Here is a 22433-nt window from a genome sequence, read left to right on the forward strand (position 1 = left end):
GGAGTTATGAGTTTGCTTGTAGCTCGTATCGTGCAACTCATAACTCCTAGCTTTTAACTCATAACTCCTCATGAAATACTACTTCATTGCCGGCGAGCGCTCGGGCGACACCCACGCGGCCCGCTTGCTGCGCGAGCTGAAGCAGCAGGACCCCGCCGCCGATTTCCGCTACTGGGGCGGCGACCAGATGCAGGCCGAGGGCGGCGAGCTGGTGCGCCACTACCGCGAGCTGGCCGTGATGGGGTTTTGGGAAACGGCTACCAGTATTCTCAAGTTTCGGGGCTACCTGAAAGAATGCCAGCGCGATGTGCTGGCCTACCAGCCCGACGTGCTGGTGCTGGTCGACTACGGCGGGTTTAACCTGCGCATGGCCGCCTGGGCCAAGGAGCACGGCATTCGGGTGTTCTACTACATCTCGCCCAAAATCTGGGCCTGGAACCAGAGCCGCGGTGAGAAAATCAAAGCCTTGGTGGACAAGATGTTCGTGATTCTACCCTTCGAGGAAGAGTTTTACCAGCGCTTCGACTACCGGGTAGACTACGTGGGCAACCCCACGGCCGACGAGGTGGCCGACTTCGTACCCGACCCCAACTTCCTGACCCAAAACGGGCTCGACCCTGAACGCCAGATAATCGCGGTGCTGCCGGGCTCGCGCAAGCAGGAGATTGAGGAGATGCTGCACGAGATGCTGGCCGTGCTGCCAGCGTTTCAGGAGTACCAGTTCGTGGTGGCCGGCGTCAGCAACCTCGACCGGGCCTACTACCAGCACTTCGAGCGCAACGGCATCAAGCTGGTGATAGACCAAGCCTTCAATCTGCTGAGCCGGGCCAGCGCGGCGCTCGTCACCAGCGGTACGGCTACTCTCGAAACAGCCTTGTTTGACGTGCCGCAGGTGGTGTGCTACCGCACCAGCGGCCTCACCTACGCCGTGGGCAAAGCCTTGATTAAGGTGCCCTACATCTCACTGGTGAACCTGATAGTGGGCCGCGAAGTAGTGCCTGAGTTCATTCAGGGCAAGTTTACGGCCCGCAACCTGCTCGACGAGCTGAAGCGCCTGCTTACCAACAAAGCCTACGTGGCCCGCCAGCGAGCGGGCTACGCCGAGCTGCGCCAAAAGATGGGCCAGCCCGGTACTGCCCGCCACACGGCCGCCCTTATGGTGAAGTACCTGCGCGAAGCGCAGCCGGCGGCTGCCTAGGGCTAGTTATTGGTTATCAGTTAGCACAGGAACAGGTAGCAATTAGTACGGGAACGTCATGCTGAGCCCCGCGAAGCATCTCTACCGCGTAACTAACTCCTGACGTTTGAGATTACTTACGCAGTAGAGATGCTTCGCGGGGCTCAGCATGACGTTCCCGTACTAATTGCTACCTGTTCATTGCTAATTGCTAACTGATAATATGCCCACCCTGCAGCCCCCCGCCCCCCCTAGCGCCGAGCGCACGACCGTGCTGCGGGTAGTGGGGGAGGGCGCCACCCCGGCCACCGACCTGCTGGCCGTGGAGGCGCCGCTTGAAATCAGCCTAGGCTATGGCCCGGCCGACCAGCGCCTGGCTCACACCCTGGCCGTAACCATGCGCACGCCCGGCCACGACGCCGAGCTGGCCGCGGGCTTTTTGCTAAGCGAAGGCCTGGTGCACCAAGCAACCGATATTACCAGCCTGGCGCACCAGGCCGACCCGCGTCGGCCTAAGGAGCGCGGCAACGTGCTGCAGGCCGAACTGGCGCCCGGCGTGGCGGTGGCGCTGGGCCGGCTGGAGCGGCACTTCTACACCTCCTCCAGTTGCGGGGTGTGCGGCAAAACTAGCATTGAGGCAGTGCAGGCAGCTAGCTGCCCGGTGCCGCCCGCGCCCGGCCTGCCCCTGGTGCCCGCGGCCGTCATCCAGGCGCTGCCCGACCGGCAGCGCGCCGCCCAGCGCGTATTTGCGCAAACGGGCGGCTTGCACGCCACGGCGCTGTTCGACGCCGCCGGCGAGCTGCTGCTGGTGCGCGAGGACGTGGGCCGCCACAATGCCTTTGATAAAGTGGTGGGCGCGGCGCTGCTGGCCGGCCAGGTGCCCCTAGGCCAGCACATTGTGCTGGTGAGCGGGCGGGCCAGCTTCGAGCTGGTGCAGAAAGCGGCCGTAGCGGGCGTGGCCATCTTGGCGGCCGTGGGGGCGCCGAGCAGCCTGGCCGTTGAGGCCGCCGAGGAGTTTGGCCTGACGCTGCTGGGCTTCGTGCGCGACGGGCGCTTCAATATCTACACCCACGCTGCCCGCATTGCCACCACCTAAACCGCCTTATGAAGCTGCAACTCACCCCCCAGTCTCTGCGCCTGCGCCTAGCCGCCGAAGAAGTAGCGGAGTTTGGCCGCACCGGCCAGCTAACCCAGGTGCTGCACCTAGGCCCCGGCGCGGCCCTAACCTACGCCCTGCGCCAGCTACCCGACGATGCACCGGCGGCCCTAGGCCCGCGCGCGCACTTCGCGGCCGGGATGCTCACCGTAGAAGTGCCGGCTGCCCTGGCCCGGCAGCTGGTAGCGGGCACCACCGTGAGCCTAAAAAGCGAAACTGCGGGAACGAACGGGCAGCTACTCCGTATTTTAGTAGAGCAAGACTTGGGCCCAAGCCATTAAAAGGCCAGTTGGAAGTTTCCTGCTTTAGTGCCCACTGAATTTCGTCACGTTGCCGGCCGCTGGCGGTGGCAAAGCGCTGTGCCACCTGGCTAGTGCTTTGCGTCAGCAGCTGCTTTTTTACGCTTACGTATGCCCGAAGAGCACCCCGAAAACGCGCCCCTCATGCCCGCGCCCGACACGCTGGCCAGCAAACACCGCCACCCCATTCTGGCCCAGCCGCCCGACCGCCTGCTCGACCTCCAGCTAGCGGCGCGCGAGCACATTGCCGCCGGCGTCACGGCCGTGCTGCAATCCGTTGAGTTCAACTGGGGCGAGGCGGGCGTGGCCCGCGGCACCCGCGGCCTGCTGAAGCTCAACCAGTTTGATGGCTACGACTGCTCGTCGTGCGCCTGGCCCGACCCCGATGGGCACCGCTCCATCGCCGAGTTTTGCGAGAGCGGCGCCAAAGCCACTGCCTCCGACGCCGACGTACGCGCCTGCGGCCCTGAGGTGTTTGCGAAGTACAGCCTAGCCGAGCTGTCGCAGATGCCCGACCGCGACCTCAATAACCTGGGCCGCCTGACGCACCCGATGGTGAAGCGCCCCGGCGGCACCCACTACGAGCCCATTGCGTGGCGCGAAGCGTTTACGCTCATTGCCAATAAGCTCAACGGCCTGGCCTCGCCCGACGAGGCGGTGTTCTACACCTCAGGCAAGGTGCCTAATGAGCCGGCGTTTTTGTTCCAGCTGTTTGCGCGGCAGTTCGGCACCAACAACCTGCCCGACTGCTCCAACATGTGCCACGAGAGCACCAGCTCGGTTTTGGCCGAAACCCTAGGCCTAGGCAAGGCCTCAATAACGCTCAACGACTTCTACCTCTCGGAAGTCATTATTATCATCGGCCAGAACCCCGGCACCAACGCGCCTCGAATGCTGTCGGCGCTGCAAAAAGCTAAGCAGAACGGCGCCAAGATTATCAGCATCAACCCGCTGCCGGAAGCCGGCCTCGACCATTTCCGCCAGCCGCAGGACTTTAAAAATCCGCTCAAGGCCATTCCGACGCTGCTGAGCGCCGGCACGCCCATTAGCGACGTGTTTCTGCAGGTGAAGCTGGGCGGCGACATTGCCGTGCTGCGCGGCATCATGAAGCACCTCTTTGAGGCCGAGAGCTACAACCCCGGCGCAGTCGTGGACCGCCCGTTCATCGAGGAGTTTACCAGTGGCTTTGCGGAGTTTGAGGAGAACATCCGCAGCACCAGCTGGGAGGAAATTGAGGAAAGCAGCGGCCTCAACCGCTTTCAGCTGCTGGAAGCTGCCAATATCATTGCTCCCAAGCAGAAAATTATTACCTGCTGGGCCATGGGCGTGACGCAGCAGAAGCAGGGCACGGAGGTTATCAAAGAAATCGTGAATTTGCAGCTCCTGAAAGGGGCCATTGGCAAGCCGGGGGCGGGCACCTGCCCGGTGCGGGGCCACTCCAATGTGCAGGGCGACCGCACGATGGGCATCTGGGAGAAGATGAAGGACGAGTTTCTGGATGCGCTGAAGAAAGAGTTTGGCTTTGAGCCGCCCCGCGCTCACGGCTACGACGTGGTGAAGAGCCTGCGGGCCATGGTGGAAGGCAAAGTCAAGCTGTTCTTCAGCCTAGGGGGCAACCTGCTGTCCGCCGCTCCCGATACCGAGCTGATTGCCGACGGCATGCGTCAGCTGCAAACCAGCATCTTCGTGGCCACCAAGCTCAACCGCGGCCACCTGACCACCGGCGACACTAGCCTGCTGCTGCCCACCCTGGCGCACGTGGACATTGACATGCAGAAGAGCGGCCACCAAATGACTTCCTGCGAAAGCACGACAGGCGTAATCGGCCAGAACAAAGGCGTGCTGGCCCCGCTCTCCGACCAAATGCTGAGCGAGGTGGCCATTATTAGCGCCACGGCCATTGCCACGCTCGGCGACCGGCTGAAGGGCGACTGGGTGGCCATGACCGAGAACTACGACCTTATTCGCGACCACATCAGCCGGGTGGTGCCGGGCTTTGAGGACTTTAATGAGAAGCTGCGGCAGCCGGGCGGCTACTACCTGCCCAATGGTCCCCGCGTCCGCAAGTTCAAGACGACCGATGAAAAGGCGCACTTCTCGGCAACCAAGCTGGAGCCAACCAAGCTGGAGCCTGGCCAATTGATACTGACCAGTCTGCGCGCCCACGACCAATTCAACACCACTATCTACGAGAACAACGACCGCTATCGCGGCGTGTTTGGCGAGCGCCGGGTGCTGTTTATGCACCACGAAGACGCCCGCGAGCGCGGCCTGCAAGCCCGCGACCGGGTGAATATCACCAGCCACTACGAGGGGCAGCAGCGCACGGCCGAGCAGTTTCTGGTGGTGCCCTACGACATCCCTAGGGGCAACGTGGGCGCCTACTTCCCCGAGATGAACGTGCTGGTGCCGCTCTCAAGCGTGGTGCCGGTGAGCAATACGCCCACCTCCAAGCACATTGTGGTGACGGTAGCCAAAGCGCCCGCGGTGGTGCAACACGCTGAGCTAGTGTAGCCCACCAGTTTACCAATACCACCGAAAAGCCCCCGGCCTTGTGCCAGGGGCTTTTTTGCTGAATGGGGGGTGGTCGCCGTCGTTAGGCGCGAGCGGGGCCTAGGGGCTGTAGGAGCTGGCCTAGGGTCACTTACTCTGGGGTAATAGCTGTTGCCGTTGAGAGTTAATCAGGAGCGAGAAACAGAAACATTAGGCAGAAAAGCGAAGTTGTACCAGCGGAAGGCCGCCGGGCGGTGAAGGCCCTAGGCAGGCACCCGCCAGCAGGCAGGAGTTGCTGAGTACTTTGCTTTTAGTTTCCCACCCTCTTTACGATATCCTCATGGAAGAATCTCCGCAAAGCCAGCCCAGCCAGGCCGGTAAGTCTGGCCAGCAAGACGCCAGCAACAAGCCCAAGAGCGGTGAGCGCACCGACCAGGGCGCCGCGCCGGCCCCCGACCACTACTCGGCCGAAAACACCAATAAGCACGAAGCTGAGCTGCTGCCCCCGCCCGATACGCTGGGCAACAAGCACCGCTTCCCAGTGCTGGCCCAGCCCACCGAGGAGTTTACGGGCCTTAAGCTGAGCGCGCAGCAGCACATTGCGGCCGGCGTCACGGCCGTGCTCAAGTCGATGGAGTTTAACTGGGGCGAGGCGGGCGTGGGGCGCGGCACCCGCGCGCTGCTGGGCCTGAACCAGAAAGATGGCTACGACTGCTCGTCGTGCGCCTGGCCCGACCCCGACGACCACCGCTCGGTAGCCGAGTTTTGCGAAAACGGCGCCAAAGCCACCGCTTCCGACGCCGACGAGCGCGCTTGCGGCCCCGAGGTATTCGCGAAAAACAGCCTGGCCGACTTGTCGCGCCTCACCGACCGCGACCAGAACAATCTGGGCCGCCTGACTCACCCGATGGTGAAGCGCCCCGGCGGCACCCACTACGAGCCCATCGAGTGGCGCGATGCCTTTTATCTCATTGCCGATGAGCTGAATGCCCTAGGCTCGCCCGATGAGGCGACGTTCTACACATCGGGAAAAATCCCGAACGAGCCAGCGTTTTTGTTTCAGCTCTTTGCGCGGCAGTTCGGCACCAACAACCTGCCCGACTGCTCCAACATGTGCCACGAGAGCAGCGGCTCGGCCCTGAGCCCCACCCTGGGTCTGGGCAAAGGCTCAGTTACGCTCAACGACATTCACGAGGCCGAAGTCATCCTCATCATTGGCCAGAACCCCGGCACCAACCACCCCCGGATGCTGTCGGCGCTGCAAATTGCCAAGCGCAACGGGGCCAAAATCATCAGTATCAACCCGCTGCGCGAGGCCGGCCTCGACCACTTCCGCAACCCGCAGGACTTTATGAACCCGCTGCGGGCCCTAGGGGCGCTGCTGGGCGACGGCACCCAGATAACCGACGTATTTCTGCAAGTGCGCGTGGATGGCGACATGGCCGCCCTGCGCGGTATTATGAAGCATTTGTTTGAGGCGGAGGACCTGAACCCCGGCCAAGTGGTGGACCACGCCTTCGTGCAGGAGTTTACCACTGGCTTTGCGGAGTTTGAGCAGAACATCCGCGCTACCAGCTGGGATGATATTGAGCAGCTGAGCGGCCTCAGCCGGGCGCAGCTGCTGGAAGCCGCCAACGTTATTGCCCACAAGCAGAAGATTATCACCTGCTGGGCCATGGGCGTGACGCAGCAGCGCCAGGGCGTGCAAACCATCAAGGAGATTGTGAACCTGCAGTTGCTGAAGGGCGCCATCGGCAAGCCGGGCGCGGGCACCTGCCCGGTGCGGGGCCACTCCAACGTGCAGGGCGACCGCACGATGGGCATTTGGGAGAAGATGCCCGAGTCATTTATCAACGGCTTGCAGAAGGAATTTGGCTTTGACCCGCCCCGCGAGCACGGCCGCGACGTGGTGGACAGCATCAAGGCCATGATACAGGGTAAAACCAAGGTGTTCTTTAGCCTGGGCGGCAACCTGCTGGCCGCCGGCCCCGATACCGAAGCCATTGCCGACGGCATGCGCAAGCAGAAGCTGACCGTGTTTGTGGCTACCAAGCTCAACCGCGGGCACCTGACCACCGGCGACACCAGCCTGCTACTGCCCACCTTCGCCCACGTGGACGTGGACATGCAGAAGAGTGGCCACCAGATGACCTCCTGCGAAAACTCGATGGGCGTGGTAAGCCAGAACAAAGGCATCTTGCAGCCCCTGCCCGGCCAGATGCTGAGTGAAGTGGCCATCTTGAGCGGTGTCGCCATTGCCACGCTTGGCGACCGGCTGAAGGGCGACTGGGTAGCCATGACCCAGAACTACGACGTCATCCGCGATCACATCAGCCGCGTGATTCCGGGGTTTGAGGACTTTAACGAGAAGCTGCGCCACCCCGGCGGCTTCTACCTGCCCAACGGGCCTAGGGAGCGCAAGTTCACGACCGAGAACGGCAAGGCCAACTTCACCACCACCGAGCTGGAGAAGTATCCCCTGGAGCCCGACCAACTGGTGCTGATGACCGTGCGCAGCCACGACCAGTTCAACACTACAGTGTATGACTACAACGACCGCTACCGTGGCATCCACGGCGAGCGCCGCGTGCTGTTTATGAATCCCGAGGACGTGAAAGCCCGCGGCCTGCAAGCCAAAGACCGCATCGACATCACGAGCCACTTCGAGGGGCAGCAGCGCACGGTCGAGCAGTTCCTGGTGGTACCCTACGACATTCCGAGGGGTAACGTCTGCGCCTACTTCCCCGAGGCCAACCCGCTAGTGCCGCTGTCGAGCGTGGCCAAGGTGAGCAATACACCCACTTCCAAGTACGTGGTAGTGACGGTGGCCAAGTCGAAAGTATCCGCCGCTAAAGCCCCGCAGCGGCCGGTGGCCGAGGCCGTGCCCGCCTAGGCCCCTAGGTTAGTACCGCGCTGCCCAAGCAAAAAGCCCCCGGCCTTTACTGGCCGGGGGCTTTTTTTGCGCGCAATTGGGTGCTTTCTTTACCAGCCGGCCCGGTGCGCCACCAAGTCCGGCAACTCTCCGCGCCGCTAGCTATAGCTGTCGACTATAGCTAGTACGCTTGCAACGCATTGATTAGTAAGGGATATACTGAAGTAAGTTAGCAGTAAATTTGCAAGGCTATAGCAGTTTAGCAAAATAATCTCTCTGCTTAGTTGCTTGAGATAAAGACACTTTTACCTTGCGGTGGTTTAGAAGATACTCATAGCCGATTTCTTATTTCTTCCACTAATTCCCACCCTCCGCATGGCCGAATTCTCTTTACTTGACCGCAGCCGCACTATTGCGCCGCCGGGCTACAACCGCTGGCTAGTGCCACCGGCCGCGCTGGCCATTCACCTGGCTATTGGCCAGGCCTATGCCTTTAGTGTGTTCAACAAGCCCCTAGGGTCGCTTATCAGCGGCGACCCGGCCGCCCCGGCCCCGACTGACTGGACGCCCACGCAGATTGGTTTTACCTTTTCGATTGCCATTGTGCTGCTGGGCTTGTCGGCGGCGCTGTTTGGCAAGTGGCTCGAGCGCGTAGGTCCGCGCAAGGCCATGCTGGCCTCGGCCCTGTGCTTCGGCGGCGGCTTCCTCATTGCCTCGCTGGGCGTGAGCTTGCACAATATCTGGCTGGTGTACTTCGGCTACGGCTTCGTAGGCGGCATTGGGCTGGGTATCGGCTACATCTCGCCGGTGAGTACGCTCATCAAGTGGTTTCCCGACCGCAAGGGCGTGGCCACGGGTATGGCCATCATGGGCTTTGGCGGCGGCGCCATGATTGGCTCGCCGCTGGCCGTGGCCCTCATGAACCACTTCAAAGCCTCGGCGCCGCAGGGCGTGGCTCCCACGCTTATCTGCATGGGTATCATCTACTTCCTGTTTATGCAGTTTGGCGTGTGGACCATCCGGGTGCCGGCCGATAGCTGGGCGCCCGCCGGCTACGTGCCCAACCAGGAGCACAGTGCGCTCATTACCACTGCCAACGTATCGGCCGACAACGCCATCAAAACGCCGCAGTTTTGGCTGCTGTGGGTGGTGCTGCTCACCAACGTGACGGCCGGCATCGGGGTGCTCGAAACCGCTTCGCCGCTCATTCAGGACACGTTTTCGGATAAGGCGATGGGCGCGGGCCTGGGCGTAACCGCCGCCGCCGCCGCGGGCTTCGTGGGTTTGCTGAGTTTGTTTAACCTGCTCGGCCGCTTCTTCTGGTCGTCGGCCTCCGACAAGCTGGGCCGCAAGGTCACCTACGCTATTTACTTCGGCCTGGGTATCCTGCTCTACGCGTCCATCCCCACCCTAGGGCACAACCTGCAGCTGACGCTGTACGTGGTAGTGGCCTGCGTGATTATCAGCATGTACGGCGGCGGCTTTGCCACCGCGCCCGCCTATTTGTCCGACCTGTTTGGCAAGTACCAGGTGGGCGCCATCCACGGCCGCCTGCTCACCGCCTGGAGCACGGCCGGCGTGCTGGGACCGCTGATTGTGCACGTGCTACACGATAGCGCCAAGGAGCGGGGCCTGGCCGGCGCGGCCGCCTACCAAAACGTCTTCTACACCATGGCCGGCGTGCTGGTAGTGGGTTTGCTGGCTGACCTGGCCGTAACGGCCGTCAATGAGAAATACCACGAGAAAGGCCCGGTCGTCGTCGAAGCAGGCGGCCACTAATATAGCTTCTTACTCCTCAAAACCGTCTTGCCTTATGTCTCCTAACTCCAATTATAACACCGCTGGCGAAGCTACTTCGTCTACCGGTTCGCTGGTGCTGGCCTGGCTGGTAGTGGGTATTCCGCTGGCCTGGGGCGTTTCCCAAACCTTTATCAAAGCGCTGGCTTTGTTTAAGTAAGCCGACTGCTAACGCAAAAAAGCCGTCTACCTCCGTTGCGGGGTAGGCGGCTTTTTTGCGTCAATACTGCTTGGCTGTCCTCGCTATCTTAGCCTCCTGGCTAGCATCAAAGGCTGCGGCCAACCAGCTAGCGCGGGCCCTAGGGCCGGTAGCGCCACACGGGCCAGGCCGAGCCCGCGGCGAAATGCGTTTGGCCGGGCGCCAGCTCTAGCAAGCCATCGGCGGCGAGCAGTCCGGCTAGGTCACCCGAGCCGGCGGTGGGGGCGGGGTGCGCCAGCAGGCGGCCGTCGGGCGCGGGCGCCAGGCGCACGGCTAGGAAATACGTGAGCGCGGGCTGAAAATCAACGGGTTCGGTGAGGGCCGCGTAGGCCAGCGGCGCGGGCGCGGCGCCCTGCGCCTGGGCTAGCCAGCCGCGCACGTAGCGGTAGTAAGCGGCGAAGGTGGCCACCGGGTTGCCGGGCAAGGCAAACACCACCGCCCCGCCCGGCTGCTGCCCAAACCACAGCGGCTGCCCCGGCCGCTGCGCCACGCGGTGGAAGTGCTCCGTTACGCCCAGCTCGCGCAGCGCCTGGGGCAGAAAGTCGGCCTTGCCCTTGCTCACGCCGCCGCTCAGCAGCAGCGCGTCGAAGCCGGCCAGCAGTGCTGGCAAGCGCTCCTTTAGCGAAGCCAGGTCATCGGGCAAGTGCAAAGCTTCTACCTCGGCGCCGTCAAGCAGCAAGGCGGCGTGCAGCATGGCCGCGTTCGAGCTGCGAATCTGGTGGGGGAGGGGCTGGGCCGCCACGGGCACAATCTCGTCGCCGGTGCTGATGACGGCCAGGCGCGGGCGGCGCGCTACGGCCAGGGTGGTGGCGCCTACGGTGGCAGCCACGGCTATTTCGGCGGGCGTGAGGCGCAGGCCGCTGGCCAGCAGTAGGTTGCCGGCGGCCTGGTCGCTGCCCTGGCGGTGCACGTTGTGCCCTAGGCGGGGCGGCGGCACGCGCACGGTGGCGTGGCGCGCGGGGGCGTCGGCCAGCGTCAGGTCTTCGTAGCGCACCACCGTGTCGGCGCCGGGCGGCAGGGCGGCGCCGGTCATTATTTCGATGGCGGCCCTAGGGTCGGCCAGCGGCTGGGGCACGTCGCCGGCCAGCTGGGTGCGCTCAATGGCAAACTCCGTTTGGCCGGCTTGCAGAGCGTCGAAGCGCAGGGCCAGGCCGTCCATCGTGACGCGGTGGTAGGGCGGGAAGTCGCGGTCGGCCACTACTTGCTGGCGCAGCACCCGGCCCACGGCGGCGGCCAGCGGCACGGGTTCGGACGGCAGCGGCTGGGCGGTGGCCAGAATGCGCTGGTAGGCTTCTTCGACGGAAAGCATGGGGTAGCGTAAATAGAGCTAACTAGTATTAGTAAAATAAAAAGAACGTCATGCTGAGCCTGCCGAAGCATCTCTACCGCGCAAGTAGTGTTCGGTAGAGATGCTTCGGCAGGCTCAGCATGACGTTCTTTTCTAGTTAGATGTTAACCCCAAAGCTAATTTTCCAGCTGATTGTTATGCTACCCATGAGCCCCACGACCCCGCCCCGCGCCAAACACGCCGACCTGACCCGCCCTGCCCTGGGTGACTTTGCCCGCCACGAGCTAGCCTTGCTGGGCGCGCCCTGCGGCGACATTCAGCGCCTGGCCGCCGCCCTCACGGCCGTGCTGGCCCCGGCCGGGCACCGCGTGGGCTACGTCGATGCCGACCACGCCAGCGGCGACGCCGACCCTAGGGCCGCCGAGAGCCCGCTGCTGCAAGCCGGCGCCTGGGTGGAAGTGACCGACAAAATTCACTTCCGCCGCCGCGACGAGCGCCGCGCCCTCGACCGCTTCTCGCAGCCCGAGCTGCTGGCCGGCGCCAACCTGGTGCTGGTGAACGGCAACCACTTCCGCGCCCAGCAGCAACTCGTGCTCATCGACCCGCGCAAGTCGCTGGCCCACAAGCTCGACAAGCTCACTGACGTGCAGGCGCTGGTATTTGCCGAGGGCGTAAGCGAGCTGCCCGACTACCTGCAGGCCCACCTGCCGCAGCACGCTAGCCTGCCCCGCTTTGCCCTGGCCGACGCGGCGGGCCTGGGGGCCTGGGTGCAGCAGTGGCTGGCCGCGCGCCGCGCGCCGCTGCGCGGGCTGGTGCTGGCCGGCGGCCGCAGCGAGCGCATGCAAACCGACAAGGGCCGCCTGCGCTACGGTCCTGCCGGCCGCGAGCAGCGCGCAGTAGCCGCCGAGCTGCTGGCCGAGGTGTGCCAGGATGTGTTCGTGTCGGTGCGGGCCGAGCAGGCCGCCGAGCTGCCGGCCGGCCTGGTGCCGCTGTCCGATACCTTTCTGGGCCTGGGGCCCCTAGGGGGCATTTTGTCGGCGTTTCGGCACGACCCCAATGCCGCCTGGCTGGTACTGGCCTGCGACCTGCCCTTCCTGGGGGCCGACACGCTGCGGACGCTGGTGGCGGGCCGGCAGCCGGCGCAGCTGGCCACCGCGTTTCAGAGCCCCGGCAATGAGTTTCCCGAGCCGCTCATCACCATCTTCGAGCCGCGGGCCTATCCCGAGTTGCTGCGGTTTTTGGGCCTAGGGTACTCGTGCCCGCGCAAAATGCTCATCAACAGCGACGTGCACGTGCTGCCCACACCCGGTGGCGACGCCCTGCGCAACGTGAACACGCCCGCCGAGCGCGCCGCCGCCGAGCAGGCCCTAGGCTAGCGCGTTGCTCGCCGGCCTGGCGGCCAACGCAAGCTCGGCTGCTAACTTGCGCCGCCCAGCTACCTCTAGCGGGGCTTCCTCGCGCGTGAAAGCACTCCTTACCTTGCTGCTCGGCCTGCTGGCGGCGGTAGTAGCCGCCGGGGCGCCCACGCCGCCGGCCGATACGGCCGCCCTGCGCCTCCCGGCCCTGCCCGCGCAGGGAGCCGAGCTGCTTGGCCACTGGCGCTACTATCCCGCCGACAGCGCCGTTTTTGCCCGGCCCGGCTACGACGACCGGCGCTGGCTGGCCGCCGCGCCCACCGTAGATGGGGTGGCGGGGCCGCTGCGGAGGCCGGGCATTGGCTGGCTGCGGCTGCACTGGCAGGCGGGCCCGGCGCTGGCCGAGCGGCGCCTGTACTTGCTGATTGCCCAGTCGGCCGCTACCGAGGTGTACCTCAACGGGCAGCTGGTGCAGCGCCTGGGCACGCTCAGCGCGCAGCCGGGGCGGGTGCGGGCCTACTCGCAAACGCTGGCGCCGGTGGTGCTGCCCCCGCTGGCGGCGGGCCCCCAGGTGCTGGCCGTGCGGCTGGCTTTGCCGGCTGTAGCGTTCTGGCTGCCCAACCCCACCTACCTGCCGCCGGTGTTTCGGGCGCGGCTGCTGGCCCCCGAGCAGCTAGCCTCGTGGCAGCAGCGCCGCTACAGCCTGCTGCTGGCCGATGCCGTGAGCGCCGGGGCGCTGCTGCTGCTGGGGCTGCTGCACCTCACGTTCTTTTACTACAGTCCGGCGCAGCGGGCCAACCTGTACTTCGCCCTGTTTGCGCTTTCGGCCTCGGTGCCCCAGGTGCTCACCTACAGCCTACTGCCCACCGTCAGCAACACGGCCATTACGGGGCAGTTGGCCTGGCAGGGAGTGCTGCGCTTCTGTCTGGCGCTTACGGGCTACCTGTGGGCCGTGCGGGCGCTGTACGCGCTGCTGGGCCGGGCGCCGGGCTGGTGGTTTCGGGCGCTGTGCGGGGCCCTAGGGGTGGCTTTGGTGCTGTGGTTTAGCTTCAGCAACGTGGTGGGGCAGCTGTCCCTGGCGGCGGTGTTCCTGATAGGCCTGCTGGAGCCCGTGCGCCTGACCGTGCAGGGCTGGCACCAGGGGCGGCGGGGCATTGGGTTTGTGGCCCTGGGCTTCGCGGGCGCCCTAGGCTCGCTGCTGTTCGCCGCCGGGCTGCGCATCTACTACTATTACCACCACATCGCGGACTCAGCCATCGTGCTCGACAACCTGGTGCAACTGCTGCTAACGCTGAGCCCAGCGCTGGGCATCTCGCTGTTTCTGGCCTACGAGTTTGCCCTCGATGCCCGCCTGCTGCAAGCCAAGCTGGGCGAGGTAGAGCACCTGAGCGCCCAAACCCTGCGCCAGGAGCAGGAGAAGCAGGCCCTGCTAGCCACCCAAAACGACACGCTGGAGCAGCAGGTGGCCGCCCGCACCGCCGAGGTGCTCGCCCAGCGCAACAGCCTAGCGCGCGCCCTCACCGAGCTGCGCGCCACCCAGGGCCAGCTCATTCAGCGCGAGAAGATGGCGAGCCTAGGGGAGCTGACGGCCGGCATCGCCCACGAAATCCAGAACCCGCTCAATTTCGTCAACAACTTCGCCGAAGTGAGCGCCGAGCTGCTGGCCGACCTCAAAGCTGAGTTGGCGGGCGGCAGCCCCGCCGAAGCCCAGGCCCTGGCCGACGACCTGACCACCAACCTGCTCAAGATAAAGGACCACGGCGGGCGGGCTTCGGGCATCGTGCGAGGCATGCTGGAGCACAGCCGCACTAGCACCGGCGAGCGGGCGCCCACGGACGTGAACGCGCTCTGCGACGAGTACCTGCGCCTGGCCTACCACGGGCTGCGGGCCAAGGACAAGAGCTTCAACGCCACGCTCGAAACCGACTTTGCCCCCAGCCTACCAGTGGTCGAAGCCGTGGCCGGCGACCTGGGCCGGGTGCTGCTGAACCTGCTCACCAACGCCTTTTATGCCGTGCAGCAGCGCCAGCTGGCCGGCGCCGACCCTGGCTACGCGCCCACCGTGAGCGTGCGCACCCGGCAGCTGGACGGGCGGGTGCAAGTGGAGGTGCGCGACAATGGCTCCGGCATCCCGGAGGCCATCCGCCCGAAAGTGTTTCAGCCCTTCTTCACCACCAAGCCCGCCGGCGAGGGCACCGGCCTGGGCCTCTCGCTCAGCTACGACATCATTACCCAGGGCCACGGCGGCACCCTCACGGTGGAAAGCGAAGCGAACGCCGGCACTACGTTTACGCTGCAGCTACCCCTGGCCGCCCCCGGCCAGCCCTGAAGGACCTGGGCGAATGCAGCGCGCTGCTGCTTGGGCTGGCCCTGTGCCAACAAACGGCGCTGGCCTGGCAGCCGGCCAGGCGCGCCGAGAGAAAATTCTGGGCCAAGGCCAGAAGTAAGCGCCAGTGTAGGCCAGTGGGCCAGTGGGCTCTAACTTGCGCGCCGCCACGGGCCGGGCTAGCTGGCCCGTTTGCCCCGGTGCCCAGCCATGAACGACGAAGCCCGCTACTGGAAAGAACAGGCTCTCTACTGGAAAACCCACGCTAACTGGGACCTATTGTCGGTGGCCACCCTAGGGCTGATGCTGGCCATTTTGGTGCGCAGCCTGCTCGACAAGCCCCGCTACCTGCCCGCGGCGCGCGCGTGGCTGCTGGGGCTGTGGGTGCCGGCGGTGGTGGGCTTCGGCGTCACGGGCGCGCTGCACTACGTCAACCACCTGCTCGACGAGTGGTACCAGCTGTTTGCCTACGGGGTAGTAGCCGCCGTGCTGTGGCAGGTGCGCACCTACCGGCCGGCGGCCAGCATGCTATGGGCCATCGCCTTGCCGGCGCTCTACCGGGCTATTGCGCTGGGGCAAAAAACGCTGGGCCTCACGTTCGTGAAGCCGCTGGATGAGTACTTCAAAAGCTTAGGTAAGCTCAACATTATCTGGTTTTTTGGTTTGCTATTCGTGGCTTTTTACCAAAAAAAGGTATTGGCCAAAGAGCAAGCCCGGCGAGCCGAGGAGGAGCAGCAGCGCCGGCAGATAGCCGCCCGCAACGCCGAGCTGGAGCGCCTGGTGGCCGAGCGCACCGCCACCCTCACCCACCAGGCCGAGGAGCTGCAAACGGCCCTCACCGAACTGCGCGCCACCCAGCAGCAGCTTATTCAGCGCGAGAAGATGGCGAGCCTGGGGGAGTTGACGGCCGGCATCGCCCACGAAATCCAGAACCCGCTCAACTTCGTCAATAACTTCGCCGACGTGAGCCAGGAGCTGGTGGCCGAGCTGGAGGAAGAGCAAACCCGCCCCGCCCGCGACGCGGGCCTGGAAGACGAGCTGCTAAACGACCTGCGCCACAACCTGCATAAAATCAACCTGCACGGGCAGCGGGCCGCCAGCATCGTGCGCGGCATGCTGGCCCACTCGCGCCAAACCACCGGCGAGCGGGCGCCCACCGATGTGAACGCCCTGGCCGACGAGTACCTGCGCCTGGCCTACCACGGCCTGCGGGCCAAGGACAAAGCCTTCAACGCCACGCTCGAAACCAAGCTGGCCCCCAGCCTGCCCCGCATCGAAGCCGTGGCCGGCGACCTGGGCCGGGTGCTGCTGAACCTGTTCACCAACGCCTTCTACGCCGTGCAGCAGCGCCAGCTAGCCGGTGCCGACCCTGGCTACGCGCCCACCGTAGTCGTGCGCACCCGGCAAGTGGGACCGGCGGTAGAGCTGATAGTGGCCGACAACGGCGAGGGTATTCCCGAGGCCATGCGCCAAAAGATATTCCAGCCCTTCTTCACTACCAAGCCGGCGGGGCAGGGTACGGGCCTGGGCCTGTCGCTCTCGCACGACATTGTGGTGGAAGGCCACGGCGGTGCGCTTACCGTCGAGAGCCAGGAAGGCCGCGGCACCGAGTTTACCATCCGGCTGCCCATTCGGGCCGCCCAGCCGGAAGCCCGCCCTTAGCCCCTACCCTCATGCCTAACCTAAAAATGCAACGCAATGGCCGACAGTGAGTTGCTGATGGCTACGCCCAGTGCCCTAGGGCTGCTATACTGGGGCCGCAAGGCGCTGAACGTGCCCGCCCGCCTGCCCAGCTGGGACCGCTGGCTGCGGCGGCTGTGGCAGCCCGCGGCCGTTATTGTGGGCCTAGGGCTGGTGGTAGGCGGGCCGGTGCTCAATTGGCTCGATGATTTTTTTCTGGCCGCCATGCTGGCCCTAGGGGTGGCCGTGTGCTGGCAGCTGCGCGCCCACCGTCCCGTGCTGTTTGTGGGCCTGGGACTGTTGCCCTACGCTGCGCTGCAGCTGGCCGAGCTGCTGCTGCAGGCCGTAGCCCCCGCCCTGCTCAAGCGCCTGGGTGGCCTCGACAATGCCGAGGGGCTCAGCTTTGCCTGGATGGGTATTTTTTTTCTAGTAGCCCGCAGCCAGCACAAGGCGCAGCAGGCCGACCAAGAGCTGCGCCTGGCCGCCGAGCAAGAGCAGCGGGCGGTAGAAAGCCAAAATCAGACTCTGGAATACGAGGTGGGCCAACGCACCGCCGCCCTGGCCCACCAAACCAACGAGCTGCGCGCCACCCTGCAAGAGCTGCAAGCCACCCAGGACCAGCTTATTCAGCGCGAGAAGATGGCGAGCCTGGGGGAGCTGACGGCCGGCATTGCCCACGAAATCCAGAACCCGCTCAACTTCGTCAACAACTTTGCCGACGTCAGCCAGGAGCTGGTAACTGAGCTAGTGGAGGAGCGCGCCCGCCCCGCCCGCGACGCGGCCGCCGAAGCCGAGATACTGGCCGATTTGCGCCTCAACCTGGGGCGCATCGCGCAGCACGGCAGCCGGGCGGCCGGCATCGTGCGCGGCATGCTGGAGCACAGCCGCACCAGCACCGGCGAGCGGGCGCCCACGGACGTGAACGCGCTCTGCGACGAGTACCTGCGCCTGGCCTACCACGGGCTGCGGGCCAAGGACAAGAGCTTCAACGCCACGCTCGAAACCGACTTTGCGCCCAGTCTGCCATTGGTCGAAGCCGTGGCCGGCGACCTGGGCCGGGTGCTGCTGAACCTGCTCACCAACGCCTTTTATGCCGTGCAGCAGCGCCAGCAAGCGGGCGAGCCGGGCTACCGGCCCACCGTGCGAGTGCAAACGCAAGCCGGGGCCGGGGGCGTGGTGGTGCGCGTGCGCGACAACGGCACTGGCATTGCGCCCGAGGCGCGGGCGCGCATTTTTCAACCCTTTTTCACCACCAAGCCCTCGGGCGAGGGCACGGGCCTAGGGCTGGCGCTGGCCCACGACATCATCACCGATGGGCACGGCGGCACGCTGGAAGTGGCCAGCCAGGAAGGCGAGTTTACCGAGTTCACCGTTACGTTGCCGGCCGCCGGTTAAACTATGACTACGTTCTTGTTGCGTTGCGGGGGCGGGTTGGCGCTGCTGCTTTTGCTCGGCCTAGCGGCGCAGGCCCAACCTAGCCCGGCCGCGAAGGCGCAGTTTCAGCGCCGGCTGCGAGCTATGCACTTCGGCCATCGCTTCTGGGATGCCCCGCCCGACTCGCTGCGGCGCGTGCTGGCCACGCAGCGCGCCGACACCCTGCGCCTGCAAACCCTAGAGCATCTACAGGCGCTATATACGTCGGAGGCGGAAGACCGGGAGGCGCTGACCCTAGCTACGAAGCTGCGCTACCCCGAGCGGGTCGCGCTACGCTTGACAGTCAGTGCCAACCAACTGGCGCGGGCGCAGCCGCCAAACCTGCCGGCCATCCGCGATACCCTGCAGGCGCTGGTGACGCAGTACGATGCCCTAGGGGCCGTGCCGCTCGTCAGAGCGCTGGCAAACATTCGTTCGGTCTACGACCAGCAGAATCAGCCGGAAGCCAAGCGCGCCTACTTTCAGCAAAAGCTCGCCTACTACCAGCAGCACGGGCCGGTTGAGAACGTAGCCGCGTGCTACCGTTTCCTGGGCAGCTACTACGATTCGCGGGGCGACTACAACCAGGCCATCAGCTACCGGCTGCGGGCCGCCGAGCTGTTTCGCACTTTCTCCGAGGCGTGGTACTACAACGAAATCAGCGTTATCGGGGCTGAGTACGCCGAATGGGGCAATGGGGCCCGCGCCCTGCCTTACCTACAACAGGCCGCCAGCTGGCCCAGCAGTGACGCTAGCAATGAGCGTTTCCTGAACCGAAGCATTGCCAGCATCTATTTGCAGCAGGGGCGCTACCCGCAGGCCATGCGCTACGCTACCCTGGCGCTGCGCGCCCGCTCGCCCCGCGATACGGTAGCTGCGTACGAGCGAGCCTTGGGCCTGGTGCCGCTTGGCGCTGTGCTGCTGGCGCAGGGCCAGGCTGCGGCGGCGCGCCCCTTGCTGCAACAAGCTCAGCGCCTGGCCGACTCGCTGCACCTGCCGCTGTATTCGGGCGGGGGCAACTTCGAGCTACCAGCCACCTGGGCCCGCTACTACGCTGTCACCGGCGACTATGCCCGCGCTGAAGCTGCCTGGCTGGCCGCCTACCGCCAGGCCCGGCTGGAGCACCGCGAACCCCTGCGCCTGGCTTACCTGCACGGGCTGGCCGAGTTTTACCAGCAGCGGGGCCAGCCGGCCCGCGCCGCGCCCTACGCCCTGGCCGCCCTAGGCCTGGCCGATACCCTGAACGCTGCCCAAACCGCTACGCGCGTGGCCCAGTACGAGCTAGCCCAGGCCGACCGCGCCCAGCAGGCGCGGATGGCGCGCCTGCGCCAGCAGCAAACGCAGGCGGCGACGCAATCGCGGCGCCAGCGCCGGGCACTGCTGTGGGTAAGTGGGGGCGTGTTCGTGCTGCTGCTGCTGGCCACGGGGGCGTTCTACGCTTTTCTGCGCTCGCAGCGCCTAGCCCGGCTCGTCACGGCCCAAAAGCAGGATTTGCAAACCCAGCGCGACCAACTCGATACCTCCCTCACGGAGCTGCGCCAAACGCAAGCCCAACTTATTCAGAAGGAAAAGATGGCGAGCCTGGGGGAGCTGACGGCCGGCATCGCCCACGAAATCCAGAACCCACTCAATTTTGTCAACAACTTTGCCGACGTAAGCGCTGAGTTAGTAAACGAGCTGCACGCCGCCCAGGCCGCCGGTGACGCCGCCGAAGTAGCCGCCCTGGCCGGCGATTTGGCGCAAAACCTGAGCAAGATTCACCAGCACGGGCAGCGAGCCAGCAGCATCGTACGTGGGATGCTCGAGCACAGCCGCGCCAGCACCGGCGAACGCCAGCCGGTGGAGGTAAATGCGCTCTGCAGCGAGTACCTGCGCCTAGCCTACCACGGCCTGCGAGCCAAAGACAAAGACTTCAACGCCACCCTCGAAACCGACCTGGCCCCCGGCCTGCCGCCAGTGAATGGGGTGCCCGGCGACCTGGGCCGGGTGCTGCTCAACTTGTTTACCAACGCCTTCTATGCCGTGCAGCAGCGCCAGCTAGCCGGCGAGCCCGGCTACGTCCCTAGGGTAGCCGTTGCTACCCAACAGCTAGGTGAGCAGGTAGAAATCTGCGTTAGCGACAACGGTACAGGCATTCCAGACAGTGCGAAGGCCAAAATATTCCAGCCTTTCTTCACCACCAAGCCCACGGGCGAGGGCACGGGCCTAGGGCTATCCTTGAGCTACGACATCATCACCCAGGGCCACGGTGGCGCGCTTACCGTGGAGAGCCAACCGGGGGTAGGAACTACGTTTCGAATTACTTTGCCAAAGTAAATTCATACTGTTCAGGTTGTTATTCTAGCTATGTACAACCGTGTTCCTGGGGCTTGGCTGCTGTGGCTGCTACTAAGTTTGCCCGGCTTGGCTCAGCAGGCTGCCGCACCCGAGCCGGCCCACGCCGCCCCGGATTTGGCGCACCTGCTGCCGGCCATCGCCGCGCTGCCCGACTCGAGCCGGGTAGACCAACTGCTGGAATTCACCGATGTGCTGGTGCAGGGCGGGCGCTACGAGGAAACCGCCCCCACCCTGCGCGAGGCCGCCGCCGTGGCCCAGGCCAGCGGCCGGCCCGTGCTGGAAAGCCGTGTTGAGCTAAGCCAAGGCTACGTGGCGGCGCAACTAGCCGATTTTGCCGAGGCCCTGCGCCACTACCAGCGTGCCCTCGACCTGGCCCGCGCCGCCCGCGACGTGCCCCGCCAAATTCGGGTGCTTACCCGCATTTCGGGCCTCTCGTACCAAACTCGCGACTGGCCGCCGGCCATCCGGGCGCAGCAGCAGGCCCTTGGGCTGGCCCGCCAGTACCACCTGCCCAAGGCCGAGGCTGGCGTATACGGCGAGCTGTCTAACCTGGCCGGCATGCAGCACCGCCCCGCCGAGGCCTTGGCCTACAACAACCAAGCCTTGGCCATGTACCGGGCCCAGCACGATACGGTTTCCTACTATGGGTCGCTGCTCAACCAGGGCATCGTGCTCAAAAACCTGGGGCGCTACGCCGAGTCGGCCCGCAGCTACCGGCAGGTGCTGGCCTACGCCCGCCGCACCCGCGACTCGACGTTTATCCTCTACGTGGATGTGAATTTGCCGCGCACGCTGCTGCGCCTGGGCCAGGCTGCCGAGGCCGAGCAGCTGGCCCGGCAGTCGCTGGCGCTGGCCACGCGCACCCACAACCTAGAGCTGCTGCATGAGGCCAACGACCTGCTGGCCGCCGTGCAGGAGCAGCAGGGTCAGTACCAGGCAGCCCTCGGGTACCAGCGCGCCGCCACGCGCCTGCAAGACTCCATCTTCAACCAGCAGAAAAGCCAGCAGTTGCTCGCCACCGATGCTCGCTACCAGGCCCGCGCCCGGCAGGCGCAAATCGGTCAGCTGGCCGCCGATAATACCCGCCAGCAGCGCCAACTGCTGGGGCTGCTGGCGGGCCTAGGGATGATTGTGGGCCTGGCCGCCGTGCTGTGGCGCAGCAACCGCCAGCGCCTGAAAGCCAACGCCTTGCTGGAACGCCAGAAAGCCGAGCTGCAAACCCAGCGCGACCACACCACCCAGGCCCTGGCCGATTTGCGCGCCACCCAAAATCAGCTCATCCAGAAGGAGAAGATGGCGAGCCTGGGGGAGCTGACGGCCGGCATCGCCCACGAAATCCAGAACCCGCTCAACTTCGTCAATAACTTCGCCGACGTGAGTGCCGAGCTGGTGGCCGAATTGAAAGAAGCGCAGGCCGCCGGCGATGGGGAGGAGGTAGCCGCCCTGGCCGATGACCTCAGCCAGAACCTGGGCAAGATTCACCAGCACGGGCAGCGGGCGGCGGGCATCGTGCGCGGCATGCTGGAACACTCGCGCCAGAGCACGGGCGAGCGCCAGCCTACGGACGTGAACGCGCTCTGCGACGAGTACCTGCGCCTGGCCTACCACGGGCTGCGGGCCAAGGACAAGAGCTTCAACGCCACGCTCGAAACCGACTTTGCCCCCAGCCTACCAGTGGTCGAAGCCGTGGCCGGCGACCTAGGCCGGGTGCTGCTGAACCTGCTCACCAACGCCTTTTATGCCGTGCAGCAGCGCCAGCAAGCGGGCGAGGCCGGCTACCAGCCCACCGTTAGCATGAGCACGCGGCAGGTTGGCGGCAGCGTAGAAATCCGCGTGGCCGACAACGGCACGGGGATGCCGGCCGAAGTGCAGGCCAAAATCTTCCAGCCCTTCTTTACCACCAAGCCTACGGGCGAGGGCACCGGCCTAGGGCTGTCGCTGAGTTACGATATCATTACCAAGGCGCACGGTGGCTCGCTCAATGTAGCTTCGCAGGCGGGGGAGGGCACTACCTTCACTGTGCGGCTGCCGTGCTAAGTGC

General features: G+C 65.2%; 14 protein-coding genes. 13 read left to right on the plus strand and 1 reads right to left on the minus strand.

Features of this window, described 5'->3' with window-relative positions:
• The first annotated feature begins 70 nt into the window (after positions 1-70).
• From lpxB to HHL22_RS16240, 7 genes are all read left to right on the plus strand, one after another.
• The gene (gene lpxB, locus HHL22_RS16210; protein ID WP_169532375.1) at positions 71-1198 is read left to right on the plus strand and encodes a lipid-A-disaccharide synthase; all 1128 of its coding nucleotides are present in this window, start codon (positions 71-73) and stop codon (positions 1196-1198) included.
• Between the two features lie 202 nt (positions 1199-1400).
• Positions 1401-2273 (plus strand): formate dehydrogenase accessory sulfurtransferase FdhD, encoded by an 873-nt coding sequence (gene fdhD, locus HHL22_RS16215; RefSeq protein ID WP_169532376.1) that lies wholly within the window; start codon positions 1401-1403, stop codon positions 2271-2273.
• 8 nt (positions 2274-2281) lie between these two features.
• Positions 2282-2614 (plus strand): DUF7009 family protein, encoded by a 333-nt coding sequence (locus HHL22_RS16220; protein ID WP_169532377.1) that lies wholly within the window; start codon positions 2282-2284, stop codon positions 2612-2614.
• 129 nt (positions 2615-2743) lie between these two features.
• A complete protein-coding gene (locus HHL22_RS16225; protein ID WP_169532378.1) occupies positions 2744-5146 on the plus strand; it encodes an FdhF/YdeP family oxidoreductase in 2403 nt (800 codons plus the stop codon).
• A 319-nt stretch (positions 5147-5465) separates the two neighbouring features.
• Positions 5466-8018: an FdhF/YdeP family oxidoreductase gene (locus HHL22_RS16230; RefSeq protein ID WP_169532379.1), complete on the plus strand. Its 2553-nt coding sequence runs from the start codon at positions 5466-5468 to the stop codon at positions 8016-8018.
• 354 nt (positions 8019-8372) lie between these two features.
• Positions 8373-9776 carry an L-lactate MFS transporter gene (locus HHL22_RS16235; RefSeq protein WP_169532380.1) on the plus strand — a complete coding sequence of 468 codons (1404 nt, stop codon included), beginning with the start codon at positions 8373-8375 and terminating at the stop codon, positions 9774-9776.
• Positions 9777-9810: 34 nt separating this feature from the next.
• Positions 9811-9954, plus strand: a complete 144-nt coding sequence (locus HHL22_RS16240) for an MFS transporter small subunit (protein WP_169532381.1) — start codon at positions 9811-9813, stop codon at positions 9952-9954.
• 139 nt (positions 9955-10093) lie between these two features.
• On the opposite strand, the gene HHL22_RS16245 is transcribed toward HHL22_RS16240, so the two are convergent.
• Positions 10094-11302, minus strand: a complete 1209-nt coding sequence (locus HHL22_RS16245) for a molybdopterin molybdotransferase MoeA (protein ID WP_169532382.1) — start codon at positions 11300-11302, stop codon at positions 10094-10096.
• 185 nt (positions 11303-11487) lie between these two features.
• Here HHL22_RS16245 and HHL22_RS16250 point away from each other — a divergent pair, with 185 nt between their 5' ends.
• From HHL22_RS16250 to HHL22_RS23650, 6 genes are all read left to right on the plus strand, one after another.
• The gene (locus HHL22_RS16250) at positions 11488-12657 is read left to right on the plus strand and encodes an NTP transferase domain-containing protein (RefSeq protein ID WP_169532383.1); all 1170 of its coding nucleotides are present in this window, start codon (positions 11488-11490) and stop codon (positions 12655-12657) included.
• A gap of 85 nt (positions 12658-12742) precedes the next feature.
• Positions 12743-14965: a sensor histidine kinase gene (locus HHL22_RS24110; RefSeq protein WP_317172677.1), complete on the plus strand. Its 2223-nt coding sequence runs from the start codon at positions 12743-12745 to the stop codon at positions 14963-14965.
• Positions 14966-15172: 207 nt separating this feature from the next.
• Positions 15173-16624, plus strand: a complete 1452-nt coding sequence (locus HHL22_RS16260) for a sensor histidine kinase (protein ID WP_241738115.1) — start codon at positions 15173-15175, stop codon at positions 16622-16624.
• A 57-nt stretch (positions 16625-16681) separates the two neighbouring features.
• A complete protein-coding gene (locus tag HHL22_RS16265) occupies positions 16682-18037 on the plus strand; it encodes a sensor histidine kinase (RefSeq protein ID WP_169532384.1) in 1356 nt (451 codons plus the stop codon).
• A 3-nt stretch (positions 18038-18040) separates the two neighbouring features.
• A complete protein-coding gene (locus tag HHL22_RS24115; protein WP_241738116.1) occupies positions 18041-20371 on the plus strand; it encodes a tetratricopeptide repeat-containing sensor histidine kinase in 2331 nt (776 codons plus the stop codon).
• A 30-nt stretch (positions 20372-20401) separates the two neighbouring features.
• Positions 20402-22429, plus strand: a complete 2028-nt coding sequence (locus tag HHL22_RS23650; RefSeq protein WP_241738117.1) for a tetratricopeptide repeat-containing sensor histidine kinase — start codon at positions 20402-20404, stop codon at positions 22427-22429.
• Positions 22430-22433: the final 4 nt, after the last annotated feature.

This window comes from Hymenobacter polaris (assembly GCF_012927305.1).
Classification (GTDB): Bacteria; Bacteroidota; Bacteroidia; order Cytophagales; family Hymenobacteraceae; genus Hymenobacter; species Hymenobacter polaris.

Bases quoted from the DNA above. Each gene is read 5' to 3' on its own strand.
- lpxB (WP_169532375.1), top strand. From the start codon at position 71: ATGAAATACTACTTCATTGCCGGCGAGCGCTCGGGCGACACCCACGCG.
- fdhD (WP_169532376.1), top strand. From the start codon at position 1,401: ATGCCCACCCTGCAGCCCCCCGCCCCCCCTAGCGCCGAGCGCACGACC.
- HHL22_RS16220 (WP_169532377.1), top strand. From the start codon at position 2,282: ATGAAGCTGCAACTCACCCCCCAGTCTCTGCGCCTGCGCCTAGCCGCC.
- HHL22_RS16225 (WP_169532378.1), top strand. From the start codon at position 2,744: ATGCCCGAAGAGCACCCCGAAAACGCGCCCCTCATGCCCGCGCCCGAC.
- HHL22_RS16230 (WP_169532379.1), top strand. From the start codon at position 5,466: ATGGAAGAATCTCCGCAAAGCCAGCCCAGCCAGGCCGGTAAGTCTGGC.
- HHL22_RS16235 (WP_169532380.1), top strand. From the start codon at position 8,373: ATGGCCGAATTCTCTTTACTTGACCGCAGCCGCACTATTGCGCCGCCG.
- HHL22_RS16240 (WP_169532381.1), top strand. From the start codon at position 9,811: ATGTCTCCTAACTCCAATTATAACACCGCTGGCGAAGCTACTTCGTCT.
- HHL22_RS16245 (WP_169532382.1), bottom strand. From the start codon at position 11,302: ATGCTTTCCGTCGAAGAAGCCTACCAGCGCATTCTGGCCACCGCCCAG.
- HHL22_RS16250 (WP_169532383.1), top strand. From the start codon at position 11,488: ATGAGCCCCACGACCCCGCCCCGCGCCAAACACGCCGACCTGACCCGC.
- HHL22_RS16260 (WP_241738115.1), top strand. From the start codon at position 15,173: ATGAACGACGAAGCCCGCTACTGGAAAGAACAGGCTCTCTACTGGAAA.
- HHL22_RS16265 (WP_169532384.1), top strand. From the start codon at position 16,682: ATGGCTACGCCCAGTGCCCTAGGGCTGCTATACTGGGGCCGCAAGGCG.
- HHL22_RS24115 (WP_241738116.1), top strand. From the start codon at position 18,041: ATGACTACGTTCTTGTTGCGTTGCGGGGGCGGGTTGGCGCTGCTGCTT.
- HHL22_RS23650 (WP_241738117.1), top strand. From the start codon at position 20,402: ATGTACAACCGTGTTCCTGGGGCTTGGCTGCTGTGGCTGCTACTAAGT.